Origin of the sequence: Paenibacillus sp. 37, assembly GCF_008386395.1 — a bacterium.
Classification (GTDB): domain Bacteria; phylum Bacillota; class Bacilli; order Paenibacillales; family Paenibacillaceae; genus Paenibacillus; species Paenibacillus amylolyticus_B.
The window spans coordinates 266,673-280,455 of sequence record NZ_CP043762.1; the positions used below are offsets into that span (position 1 = coordinate 266,673).

At 38.5% G+C, this 13,783-nt stretch carries 10 protein-coding genes; all 10 read left to right on the top strand.

Annotated elements, in window-relative coordinates:
* The first annotated feature begins 5 nt into the window (after window positions 1-5).
* The 10 genes from F0220_RS31200 (at window position 6) to F0220_RS31245 (ending at window position 13,741) form a co-directional block, all read left to right on the top strand.
* Window positions 6-731, top strand: coding sequence for a hypothetical protein (locus F0220_RS31200; protein ID WP_149847063.1), 726 nt, complete (start codon window positions 6-8; stop codon window positions 729-731).
* Window positions 719-1,540, top strand: a complete 822-nt coding sequence (locus F0220_RS31205; RefSeq protein WP_100526654.1) for a chromosome partitioning protein ParA — start codon at window positions 719-721, stop codon at window positions 1,538-1,540. Before F0220_RS31200 ends, F0220_RS31205 begins: the two co-directional genes overlap by 13 nt.
* 3 nt (window positions 1,541-1,543) lie before the next feature.
* Complete coding sequence (locus tag F0220_RS31210) at window positions 1,544-3,424, top strand: Flp pilus assembly complex ATPase component TadA (protein ID WP_100526653.1); 1,881 nt, start codon at window positions 1,544-1,546, stop codon at window positions 3,422-3,424.
* 5 nt (window positions 3,425-3,429) lie between these two features.
* Complete coding sequence (locus F0220_RS31215) at window positions 3,430-5,520, top strand: hypothetical protein (RefSeq protein ID WP_149847064.1); 2,091 nt, start codon at window positions 3,430-3,432, stop codon at window positions 5,518-5,520.
* A gap of 20 nt (window positions 5,521-5,540) precedes the next feature.
* A complete protein-coding gene (locus F0220_RS31220) occupies window positions 5,541-6,023 on the top strand; it encodes an ABC transporter permease (RefSeq protein WP_091036734.1) in 483 nt (160 codons plus the stop codon).
* 66 nt (window positions 6,024-6,089) lie between these two features.
* Window positions 6,090-6,476, top strand: coding sequence for a hypothetical protein (locus F0220_RS31225; RefSeq protein WP_091036730.1), 387 nt, complete (start codon window positions 6,090-6,092; stop codon window positions 6,474-6,476).
* 16 nt (window positions 6,477-6,492) lie between these two features.
* Window positions 6,493-7,044: a hypothetical protein gene (locus tag F0220_RS31230; protein ID WP_149847065.1), complete on the top strand. Its 552-nt coding sequence runs from the start codon at window positions 6,493-6,495 to the stop codon at window positions 7,042-7,044.
* Entirely contained in the window at window positions 7,028-8,020 is a 993-nt protein-coding gene (locus F0220_RS31235) for a hypothetical protein (protein WP_091036726.1), read from the top strand. The genes F0220_RS31230 and F0220_RS31235 overlap by 17 nt, the downstream gene beginning before the upstream one ends.
* A gap of 1,047 nt (window positions 8,021-9,067) precedes the next feature.
* Complete coding sequence (locus F0220_RS31240) at window positions 9,068-10,345, top strand: S-layer homology domain-containing protein (protein ID WP_149847066.1); 1,278 nt, start codon at window positions 9,068-9,070, stop codon at window positions 10,343-10,345.
* Window positions 10,346-10,357: 12 nt separating this feature from the next.
* Entirely contained in the window at window positions 10,358-13,741 is a 3,384-nt protein-coding gene (locus F0220_RS31245; protein ID WP_223200028.1) for a DUF5704 domain-containing protein, read from the top strand.
* Window positions 13,742-13,783: the final 42 nt, after the last annotated feature.

Consider the following 13,783-nt stretch of genomic DNA (forward strand, 5'->3'; position numbering starts at 1 on the left):
GCAGCATGAAAAGATCATTATTTCTTGGATCAGCAGATATAAGTGATTTGCTTCAATATGTAGGTAAAGTCATTTCAATTTCTGGGAGGAAAGTACTTTTAGTTGATGGCACAACAGAAAAGTACATACAGAACAACACACCAACACCAATGACGACATCGCAAATGAAAGTAGTAGAGTTTGATGGGTTTGACGTAGCAGTTGGCTACGAAACTTTTGATGAAATCGAAACCTTAATTGCAAAAAATGATTATGAGCAACTCATTGTTCACTGCAGTGATATTTCATTTTTGAACAAAGAGGAGTTCAATTCGTTTCATACCAAATATATTGCCGCTACGCCAGAAAAAATGAGCATAGATAAAACAGTTGATTTAGTAAAGGTTTTATTCGGAAAAGAACATTCTGACGGTAAAAGTCCAAAAACAGATGTTACTAAAATCTCGGTTAATCATGTAGAAGGCAATATTGCCGAGGATTACCTCGAGACAATTCTGACAGACCTCCCTATCAGTTGGTCTGAAGAGCCATTTGAATTACTACATGATGAAATTGATTATGTAACAAAAATAAATAACCAACACCAAGGAAAAATAAACATTCGACGTCTCTCAAAGAACTATAAAGGGATTATTAAGAAATTAACGGCGGAAATTTCGGAACTTGAAACGAATTTAATAAAAAGTTCTATGAAAGAACTTACGAGGAGGTCCTTTGCATGGGGCAAGTAGCATTTTGGAGTAACCGTCATGGTCAGTCAGGAAACTCATCCAATTTGATTGCTGTGGCCACACTCATTGGGATGGAGTATTTAACCAAAACGCTTGTGAGTCACACACATTGGAGTATGTCGTCTTTGGAATCTACTTTTCTGAACGAAAAGGATCTTGATAGTTCAGAGTATTCGAGCTTAGGCATCGACGCCTTAGAGAGACTAGCTCGCAGTAATCGCTTGGCTCCAAAGATCGTAAAAGACTACACCGACACCGTTCTGCGGGATCGTTTAGAACTACTGCGTGGAACAGTGAAACCTAATGAAGAAATGTTCTCCATGATTCATGAAGTAATCGGAAGTATTTTCGATGCGGCAAAGAATTACTATAATCTCACTCTGATTGATGTGAGTAGTGGGATGCGAAACAAGTTAACGAATTCGGTCCTGACGACCTCAGATGTAATCGTAGTTAATCTCAACCAAAATAAAGCGGTCTTAGATGAGTTCTTCACTGATGAACCAGAGTTCCTCAAAGAGAAAAAAGTTGTAATTGTTCTTGGTCAATATGATCGTCATTCCAAATATTCTGTTTCCAACATTAAACGAATGTATAAACCAAAAGCACCTATATATACCGTTCCTCACTGCACAGGTTACATGGATGCTCTTAATGATAAGTCAGTAGTTCAATTTTTCTTTCGAAATAAAAATATCGGAATCCAACATGAAAATCACTTCTTTCTGAGTGAAGTTCGAAAACTGGCTAAAGGGATATTTGAAGCCGCTGGAGTTGATACAAAGATATATAGTGAGCAGGGGGCTTAAGGTATGAGTATTAGTCATCTTGTGAATCTTGGATTAATTCTAGTAATGCTATTTCTTGTTGGTGTTTACGTCTATTTTAAAATGACTGAAAAACGTCAACCCAAACGCGACCCTCGTGAGATAGATCAGAAGTACACTTTAGCTGGAATTACCGAATATGTAAAAACAGCCATTAATGATCTGACAACAAGTAACATGGAGCATTTGGGGTTAACTGAAGAAGAATTTGATCGACGGATGAATCAGCGTTTGATGTTGCAAAAATCATTAAAGGGATGCACAGATGGAGATATTCGTGATAAAAACTATGTCAAAAATACGATTTTTGATCTTCTCTTGAAAACATATGACTTAAATGATGAAAATATCAATCGTATTATTCCGTTTGATAATAAGAAAACTCTCTCCCTACAAGATAAGTTTGAAATTATGTTGTTTCAAAACAAACAAAAACATGGGGTAAATGCTTTAGGTCAGATCATTGATAGATACAAGTTAGATGAGCTGAAGAATCCTGAAGAAGAAGTAGAAGACGAATATTACGTTATTACACCTCAAGAAATTGAAGAGGTTTATCGTAAGGAATCCAAGGGACTTTCTTTTGAGGATAAGCTCATGATTATTGTCCAAAGAATCTATCAGCAATATAAAGGTTTCTCAGTAATTGATGAAATAAGAGACATGAAGATTGATGGAGTGTCAGGTGGGGTTTCTGGTGTACCCATTGATCAGATTGAACCTTTCGATGATATGGCTTTCTTTGCGGATCGTGTTAATAAGAAACCTACACCCTATAGTCATGACAGTGTTTGGATTTTGTATAAAGGTAAACCGATCCATATGTCGTTTTTGAGTTTCGGATCTGAAGCTGAACTTAAACGTGTCTGCCAAAATATCTATCGTTACAATAATCCAGGACAACTCTCAGAATCGAATGGTTACAAAGTAAATGAAATGAAAGACGGTTCACGGATCGTTGTTGTCCGTCCTGGTTTCTCTGAGTCTTGGGCATTTTTCAATCGTAAGTTTGATACACAAAAAGCATCACTCGAGCAACTCATCAGCCAAGAAGAAAAAAATCGGATGTTAGTTATTCTTCTCATCAGGTATCTAGTTAGAGGAGGGCGTGTAACAGCTGTAACCGGGTCACAAGGTTCTGGTAAAACAACGTTACTTATGGCTATGGTTCTTGAAATGTATAAAACTCATGCAATTCGTGTCCACGAGATGGCATTTGAGCTGCATTTGAGGAAGATTTTCGGCAATCGAAATATCCTCACTTTTAGAGAAACCGACTCTATTACTGGACAACAAGGTTTGGATATTCAAAAGAAAACAGACGGAACAGCATTTATTTTGGGAGAAGTAGCAACAGATGCTGCGGTACCTTATATGATTCAAATGGCACAGCAAGCAGATATGTTTTTTACACACCATGCGAGAACATTTAAAAAGCTCGTTCATTACCTCCGAAATTCATTGCTCAAAATGAATGTTTTCAGTGATGAGAAAATAGCTGAAGAACAAGTTGTGAATGTCCTAAATTTCGATATTCATTTAGTTCGTAAGCGTAACGGACATCGATTTATTGAGAGAATCACAGAATGTACACCACTTCATGATGATGAAGATATTCCATTCGATATCCGGACTATGAGTGATTCAGAAGAGAGAAAAATTACATTCATGGAAACATTCATTAAGTATATGAAGAGATCTACAAATCGGAAAGTATTCGATGAACGAAATATTATTGAATATCGTGATGGTGGTTATGTTGCAGTTCATCCAATCTCTGATCACAATGTCAAAGAAATGCTTGAAAATCTTACGGAAGTTGATCAAGCAGGCTTTAAACAATTTATGCAGGAAAACTGGGGGTAAGAAGGATGGATTTGAAGGCTATTGCAGTCAGTATTCTTTTAACCTCAGTGGTCCTAAGCATCGTACTCTATATCGTAATGAAGATCATTTCAAGAAGATCCGAGCGCGATGGTTCCCAGGAACATTATAAGAGCTATGAGATGCTCACCGGGAATAAGAAATCAAATCGTAAACAGATGATTCATCGATTTATGCAAGATTCGTACATCGCGTACAATAAAGTACCATTCTTGCGAAATTATATCCAAAAGATTCGAAAGAGATTGCAAGCCATCCATTCGTATGATGAATTCACAATGCGAAGAGAAACCATGAGAATTGTTTTTTACACACTTGGAACAATTGCTGCTGTCGTTCTAGTTTTGTTATTAATGAATCATGATTTCACATTCATCTTCATGCTGTTCCTTGCAGCTATCGTAGTGAATGGCATGTTAATCGATACCCTTGTACATAAAGTGGATGATCGATTGTTAATTCAATTACGAGATCAACTCTTCAAAGATGTACGACATCACTATCATCAGCATGGCAGTGTAGAAGAGGCTCTTCGTCAAGCATCAGAATCTTCATCGTATGAAGCTGCACTACACGCTAAAAAAATTCATGAGGTCTTAGTCTCTGTAAATCCAGAAGAGAGCCTAACCGTATACTATGAGCAAGCTCCAAACCGTTTCTTGAAGGCATTTGCAGGCATGTCCTTTCTAATAAAAGAATTCGGTGATAAAACAATCAAGGATGGATCTCTATATCTCAGTAATCTCAATAAGTTAGCCAGTGAGGTTAACCTTGAAATTCTAAAGAGAACTCGATTAAATTACTTGTTCAAAGGTCTTACCGTCATTGCAGTTACACCTATTATCTTCACAAAACCAATAGAACTTTGGGCAAGTCAGCAATTTCCTGCGATGGAGGCTTTCTATTCTAGCAAGTTAGGATTCATAACGAAAATAGTTGTATTTGCATCTGTTTTGTTATCATATATCCTCTTAAAAAAAATGCAGGATCAACAAGAAGGGACCTATGTAGCGAAAACAAAAAAACGTTCTTGGGAAAAACTTCTTTTGAAATCAAAAATTGTTTCATGGATAGTAGACCGTCTTGAACCAGCCAAAAGAACAGCACAGCATTTCAAAATAAGTAAGTTAATTAAGGATGCTAATGCGGGTTATCCCATGGAGTGGCATTACCTTCATCGTTTTGTTCTGACGATCATTCTTTCTATTGGCCTGGTGTTCTCATTCGTATTAATGCATCACATCGCAATCAAAGATGTGCTGGAGTCACCCACGCAAAACAATTCTATGTTTGGTCGAATGTCCGAAGAGGAGTTGCGTGAGGCAAAATCCATCACTGATTTTGATAGTACTATCATTAAACATATGAAGGAGGTGAAAGACAATAATCTGCAGGATCGTGTAGTTCAGATGATTAAGCAAGACCCCGAAGTTGCAACAAACGATACTCTACTCAATGCTTCAACAGAAAGGATCCTAGCAAAAATGGATCGGATTAATTCCGAATACATGAAGTGGTGGGAAATCCTTATATGTTTATTAATGGGTTGGGTGGGTTATCAATTACCCTATTGGGTACTTCTCTTCCAGAAGAGAATGAGAGCAATGGATATGCAAAATGAAGTGGACCAATTTCATACCATCATTGCGATGCTCAGTGAAATCGATCGAGTATCGGTTGAGGTCATTCTTGAATGGATGGAAAGATTCGCTTCAATTTTCAAGGCTCCACTACATAAGTGCCTTATGAACTATGAGAGTGGTGCTGAACTTGCTCTTGAGCAACTGATGATCGATGCGCCATTTGCTCCACTCGTGAGAACCATTGAAAAACTTCAGTTAGCTGTAGAAAAAATTCCAGTCAAACAAGCTTTTGATGATCTTGAAACTGAACGTAATTACTATTTCGAACAAAGAAAACAGGATTACGAGGAAATGATCAATGCAAAAGCAGGCTGGGGTCGCATGATCGGTTTCACTCCAATGTACATGATCATCTTTTTGTATCTCGTGTTTCCATTTGTCTTTATGGCTTTTACACAGATGTCTACGTATTACGAACTTATGCAAAAATTATAATTTAAAGGGGATTATTAAAAATGGGTAATGCACAAAGCGCTTTAAAAATGGCTGCGGGACTTTTCCTGGCAATCGCACTGATCACTACAGCTGTAATTTTGTTTATTTCTGCTCAAGACGCCACCAAAACTGCACAAACAAGTTTCGCAGATATCCAAACAGAGCTTTCTCAAACAGCATACACTGTCTATGATGGCACCACGGTTTCTGGTAGCCAAGCAATCAATGCACTTAGAAAGTTCCAAGACAAAGGTGAATTCGGTATCCAAGTAATCACTGGTAAAAATCCAACTGGCTCTTGGTACTTCAAAACAGTGAACACAACTGTGCCAGTAGGTGGTCAGGGTTACGGTTCGATTGGTACAGGTACGCCAGCAGGAACTCTTGCTAAAGCTATGGATGAAGCAAACAATGATTACGTTAATCCGTCCGGAAAATTCAAAGCTCAACTGATCAAAGACAACAGTAACGTTATTCGCGGTATCATTTTTACACAAAACTAATTAAATCACTGACTGGGGATAGACTTACTCAAGTCGTCCCCTTTCAAGTAATTAAGGGTGATTATTATGGGATTAGGTGAGAATACAAGATCTGCTTTGTATATGAGCGTTGCAGCACTTATGTTCATTACTGCTCTAACAATATTTCTGTTTTTCTTTAAAACTGTTTCCGATACGAATGATATGACTTACAAAATGACGTCCCAGTCTGACAAAAGTATTACTTCAACTTTGAAAATACCTACCTCTTATAAGGTTTCTGGTGCCGAAGTTAGACAATCCATATTTAAAATTAAAGACATCGGCGTTGATATCATAGTAGATGGTGTTACTTACTACAAAACATTGGATCCAACGGAGGTTAATGTTTCAGGAATTAATGTAAATAAAAACTATACTCCTACATACGTTCGAGATACAAAGGGCGACCTGATATTATTAAGATTTAATTAGAGAAAGGATGTAGAGGATGGGTAATCCCTTTTTAAAAGTCTTTATGGTTGTAGTGGCCCTCGTACTTATCTTTTTATGGCCGATTTCATCTGGGTTAAATAAGCAGGATGACATCTCTGAAATTGTGGTCTTGAATTCTGTGACTCAGTTTGTAGATTCTGTTAGAGATAAAGGTTACATTACTCCAACGATGTATAATGAATTTGTTGATCAAATGGCACTAACCACAAATACATACGACATCCAAATGGAACATCGCCATAAGCGTTACGACCCAATATATAATGATGCAGGGGATTATTTGGGTGGATTTAATGTCAATTACGAATCCTTTTATAATGCTCAGATTAATGACAAGCTTTTTCCAAGGAACTCGACCGAGAATACTGAAAGTCCGACTCGTGTTTATAAGTTAGCGACGGGAGATTTTTTCTCCGTAGTGGTTAAGAACACGAACCGTACATCTGGAACCCTCATTAACGATGTCCTTACTGGGACCATCAATACTCCGAATGAAAAGATTGTCATCCCTTATGGAGGAATGGTCCTCAATGAAGATTACAACTAATCTCACGCTAGTGTTCGTTCTCATTTTACTTCCTTATTTCATTATTAATAATATCAATGTAACGCATAATCGGCAGAATGTAATTCTTGAGACGCGTTATAACCATGCCATGGATACTGCAACCCAGGACGCAGCCAAAGCCCTTATTATCAATGGTTCACAAGGCGCTGAATCTCAGTATGAGTTTCAAAAACGACTTAGAATCAATAAAGAAGAGGCAGTGCAAACGTTCTTCAATTCACTCTACTTGAACTTTGATGTTTTTGATAATTCGGCCGGTCAAGGTGTAATCAATAGCTACGTACCTGTTATCCTTATTGTTGGTTATGACGGTTACTACGTTTACTATATGGACGAATTTACGAATGCTACTGGGGAAAAAGAACTTAAGCATGTTTGGAGCCCTAAGAAACCCTATGCTCACTCTGATCAGAACGGAAACACGTTTGGGTTTACACTTGATGATTTTGTCACGGTAAATCGTAATACGGACCAACAATGGTTCGAAGGATTCCGCGGAGAGATTGCAGGTACTGCATCTATACCACTATTAAATGACGCAAGTACGTTTGATCAAGTTAGAAGGGCATCTATTGTCAATCCGATTCAGAAAGATTTGGAACACTATATTAATATGTACAATAACTTTGCGAAACGCAACGGTGTAGCCTACACCTTTACATTGCCCCTCATCAGTCAAGAAGAATGGAACAATACCATTAATGATGTCGGAGTACTCTCTTTTGTTCAAGGCATGCCAATGGGCGAAAAATACTATAATAATTACGCTTTGGGTGGAAGCCGTGTTGTGAAAAAGCCTATTTATAATGGGATTATAGCTAATGGCCGTAAGTATTATTATTCCAGGAATTCATGTACTTCCTCATTCACTACGGAAGAGGTTTTCTCTTCAGAAAAGGATGCTGCAAGTAATGGATATATTCCACTTGACTGTACTGTTGGTAATAGAAATTAGTTATAGTGAGGCATACTTAATGTGTTTGTCCATTAGGTATGCTTTTTGATTAGCTTCTATTAGGATTTGTCATTATAATATAAAAGGTACGCGAGGGAGCAAATAAGTTATTAGTAGAAATTAAGATCGGTCCAGACAAAGTGGAGAAGGTAAGTAGTAGATTTGATGAAAGAATTTCATTTAAATATGGAAGATATACTACATATATAAATTTCAGCCTCTCACTTAGATCCCTGATTGATAACTCGTAGTTATATTTTTCAACAGTGGATCTATGCCATGGGTGTATATAAGATGATTTATTACCAATAAAGGAGATCAGGTTTTACTGTCGAAACTAAATTTGAGGTGCGAATGCCAAGTACACATGATTTTCCTGGAAGACTCGCACCTCGAATTTTGTCGAAACGATGTTATTTGTTGCCTTTTGGTAATAATATATGATTATTCTCATTACAATAACACAGAAGCACGTTATTAATTTCTTTTATTATGCTTGTATTACGTCATTTTTAGTAGCCGTACTCTATATGAGTGCGTGGATTGAAACCCCTAGACACACCGCTTACTGTCATACGGAGATACGCCGTACTCTATATGAGTGCGTGGATTGAAACATTTTGAACAACATAGTACAACGGATTTGTTCCTTGTCGTACTTTATATGAGTGCGTGAATTGAAACCATAGCACAATTCACACAATATCAGGCTCTTGCAGAGGTCTCAGTCTATGTGGTTGACAATATACACCCTTACCCTTTATATTAAGTATAATTAAATCAAATATGATCTTTTATCAAAGGTCACAAAAGCGAAGCACGCTTAATGCCATCAGGCATTTTGCGTGCTTTTTTTGTTTGGATTTGAAAGGGGTGAGTAGTGTTGTAAATATTCTAAAATATAATAAAGATATCCATTTCTTCCGATATAAAATTATATTGTTCAATATTCGCGTTCCTTTTTGACTTCTAATATGATTGAAGGAACAGGAGCTGAGTTCATATATCACTCAGTTGAAAATAATTTAATGATGGAGGAAAAAATTAATGAAGAAGATGTTTATTTCAGGAGTTACTGCTTTAGCTTTGTTGACTGGGGGCGTTGTAGGTGTAGGAGGTGTAGGGAGCTCGGTAGAGGCAGCTCAAACTACCCTGAAATTCAAAGACGTTCCTTCTACACACTGGGCCGCTGGAGCTATCAACTCAGCTGTGGAACAAGGCTATTTTAAAGGGTACACAGACGGAACGTTCAAACCAAGCTCACCTGTAACTAAGGCTGAAATGGCTAGCATCCTTGGTAGACTCTCAGATCAGCCCAATGCTTCTAGCCCAGGAATTAATAATTTCACGGATGTTCCTGAGTGGGCAAAAGGTGGGGTTTCCGCTGCTATACAAAAAGGCTTTATCAACCCTACAAGCTACCAAGGAAAACTGGATGCAAAAGCCTCTCTCAAACGTGGTGAAATGGCAATTTGGTTGACTCAAGGTTTAGCTACAGTAGATTTAGACTACAAACAAGCCCTATCTGACGTAAAAAACACGGTTATACCTGCTAAAGAATACTTTACTGGTAATCTTGCTACATCTCAAAAAAATGCTGTAGCTGTAGCCATGGGAACCGGGTTAATGAGTGTTTATAATGACAAAATGTTTGGAGCAGATCGGACGACAACTCGAGCTGAGGTTGCTGTATTGATTACGCGTTATAACACTGTGGCAAAAACTAAACCTTCCAACTACAAGGGTTTAAATGAACTTCGCCAAGTTGGTTTGACTGGAACAAACATTAATATTATTGCGCCTAAATATAAGAAGACACCAAAGGATAGGGTTTCACTTTCAATTGATTACAGCAAGGTTACAGACGAATTCTCGAAGGTTCGCAATAAAAATATTATCACGGATACCAATTATGCTGATCTTAAGATAAAGAATTGGATTATTGTTAATACCTTTGCTAAGGGGGCTGAAAGAAGTATTTATTATCCTGCCTTTGTGGATGAAGGATTTACTCTTTTACGGGGAGCATACTTTTCTTTTGCAGAAGTTGAATTGAATGTGAAAAGTGCTACCATGAATGCACTTCAAGCTGGAAGTTTGCTTAATTCACCAACAATTAATCCTATGACTTCTCCAAATTCAGATGCATTTGCTGCATTTGCTGGACCTAGTATTAATGATGTCACGAAAAATAGAGGTGTATTTGCTGTTAATGATCCAGTTTACTGGAGTGTAGGACTTTTACATTTCGATAAAAAGTTGATTTCTGCTGTCAGCCTTGTGACTAAAGAAGGTCCTACCTACAGCGTAATAGCCACAGATTAGAGGGGATAAGGTTTGGGGCAAAAAACATCTATTAATAAAGTGATTATTTTCGTGCTGTCACTTGTAGTATTTGTATCATCAGTAGGACAAGTCCATGCAGGTGGGGGGCCAGGGATTAAACCAGAATTGAAAACATTCCATATGGAGCCTTCTACACCTGCGAAGTTACAAAAAAAGGTTATCCCTGTTGAAGGGACAAAAAAAACAAACATTGGTGTCTATATTTACCAGATTGATAGCCTAAGATGGAAAGTTGATGGTCAGTGCAATGACATCGAACTAGAAAACGATAGTACAAAAAACCTTCCGGTATCTTCAACAATCTGTGTCGACCTAAATTTAAATAAAGATGTTTATATACCGACTGAGTACTTTGATAAATCAGGTGAACCTCATTCGTTTGCGGAAATAACTGATAAATCTAATGAGCCTCACTACATGGATAATACAAGCTATTATTATCCAGGACTCCCCATTTTAGTTTCTGTTGAATCATTTACTGGTCGTAAAACTAAATTCACCACTCAAATTGGTGGAGCAATTCCACCTATAAAAACGGAAGAATATAATCCGCCCAAATGGAATGCTGACTATCGATTCAACACAGATCTATACTGGAAAGCATTAGCTGAAATCACTAAAGAAATCAATCTCACAAACGGTGGGCAACTCGAGATCAATGATCGAAAACAGTTAAATGCAACTGTGAAGACCAAAACTGGTGATGGAAGCTTCGGTGCTGAAACGAATGTCAACAGCGGCAATGGTAAAACAACCTGGACCTCTTCCAACCCTTCAGTGGCGACAGTAGGATCTTCTGGACTCGTGACAGCTGTAGCTAAAGGAACAACAACTATAACAGTATTGTGGGAGAAGGATGACTTTCAGTTAACAACCACAACAAATGTCGGAGTAGAAGAAGAACCCGGTGGTGGAGGAGATGATGACACTGGGGGCGGAGGAGGATCCTGCACCCCAAACATCGGACCACCTTCCCAGGGAACTACGATGAACATGAGTGATCTGGATCCAAATGCGAATGGAGTAATTAAAGCAGACAATAGGGACGCTGAGAAATTCGATGTGCTAAAAGGGATCCCGACATCTGAATCACTTTACACTAATGCATTCGCAGACAACTATCTGTTCAAACAAGCTTGGGCAAAAATGAGTGGTAAAACAACGTATGATTGTAACGTAACGATATCCTATGTAAGAGAATGGACTATACCTGGTCCAGAAATTTGTCCACCTAGAGGAGCTTGTTCACCAGGACCTCCGGTGAAAACAGGGGATACAGTACCTAAACCTTACAACTTCCAGATTACAAGAGACTATTCTTACTGGAAGATCAACAATCTTGAAGTATACAAAATTGCTAAAGCAACCATGGAGAATTACGCTCTTCCAGGTAAAAAGGTAACCATGACACCTGCTGGCTACACACCACCGACGCTTGAATCTAAAAATGATGAAGCAGTGGAAAGTCATGTACGACCAGCACCAACAGCTGCAATTTCGTATACACCACCAAAATTAACAGGGGGATTGAATTCTCCACCAGATGTACCTGATGACACGGGACGTTTAAAAGGAATGGCTGAATCAAACACGCCACAAAGTAAAGTAAACAATGACCTTGTGAATTTTAACAGTACTAAGGTTATGGACGATGCTGAAGCTACTAAAGATGGTCCAACTCCATCAAACATCCCTAATCCAACAACCATTGGACGAGATGTTCTGTATAAGCCAAATAACATGATTAGTAAAACATTGCTTAATGATCTAAATACCACTAGTTCCGGTGACATCTACTACGACTTGTTGCCTGGCAACATCAACGGTGGTGCAAACAAAGTGTTACCGATCAATGGAATCAACACTGTTACAGTACATACTCCAACAGTTATCTATTCCAATGCATCAGACGACAAAGAGCACAATCAGCGGACAAAGCCCGATGCGTCACGTCGTGCCTTTATTTTAGATCGTCCATTCACTGTAAGTCTTCCTACAAGTGGGCAGCACCGAAACATACTTGGTTATGGCAACAGGGATTACGCAAAGTACATCAAACTCAAGCAGGTTCTCTTTGAATTCGATGTGTATACAGCTGACAAATCTACATTCTATCCTGCGAACACATGGATTGATGTCCCTGTAAGTCAGATCGAGAAAGCATTCTATTTACCCTTATGGGTAGAAGAAGGAAATTATACTGTGTCCTATAGATCCTTTGCTGAAAATTCACCAGCCACCGGATTTACATGGGAGGACAAGGCTAACCTTAACCTTGTGAATCATGTTGCTGTAAATACAGTTCCTGTACAGGTTATTGGACGTGTGTATGATTTCAGAGTAACTGATATTGCGGACCCGAATTGGGAAACTGTATTCCGGACAGCAAAAGGCAGCAGTACTTCAAAAGGGACATCCTATTGGGTCGGCATTAAAGGGATTGATGGGGGATCGAACGGTTCATTCTCTCCTTATCAATTGCCTATTCGGAGAGGAAGTCATCCATTAGCGAACTTTAAAAGCGTTGCGGTAAAGACCGGTTACCATTTCAAGTTTGATCTGAAGACGAAGGGAAATATGTATGGAGATAAGGATGCTATCCGAATCACACCAACATTCTACTTCCAGGATAATAATGCGAGTACAACCGCTAAACGGATACCTGTTGATCTGTATTATCATTCAGACAAACAGAAATTTGTTAAGATCGGATCGAGTGCAGATGTAGAGCGTAGGAACATTACACTTAACACTAGACTTCGAAATGTACCTTATGCAGATATCGTGAATTCTGCCGGATCCGTTTATGATCTGAATACAGGCTGGTCAGTGACGCGAAATCAGTATTTGAATTCATATCTAAAACGTGCTAAAGAAGCCACGTATGTTGGAGGATATGATGTTCAGGTCCTGCCTTCGCCACTTCGGACCTTCATTAATACATTTGACCGCCCAAACAATGCAAACGCCACACCAGCGCGAGTAAATGCATCGGTTCAACAATGGTATGGTGAATATAGTTTACCTGCTGCTGTATATGTTGTACCGGCTGGAACCGATTTAGCAACGTATGGTAAAAAGAATAGATTGGATGAAAAGTCACCTATCTTCTTAAAAAACGGTTATATCACGGTCAACTTCAACATTGAGACCATTCGAAATGCAGATTTGAATAATCCATATCTTCAATATATTCATGGTCCATTGAACAACCAATGGTGGGACATGGAGGGTTATGACGGTACAGATGGTTCGCGTGACCACAAGATCACTGATCCGTATGGAGTTCAATTCCTTCTAGAGGATGGAGATGTAATGTACTACGACGCGAGTAAGAGCTCATATGATGACTATACTCCTAACGGTACACATTAGAAGATCTGTCTGCATTGTGAAACAGTTTTGTATCATTTATAA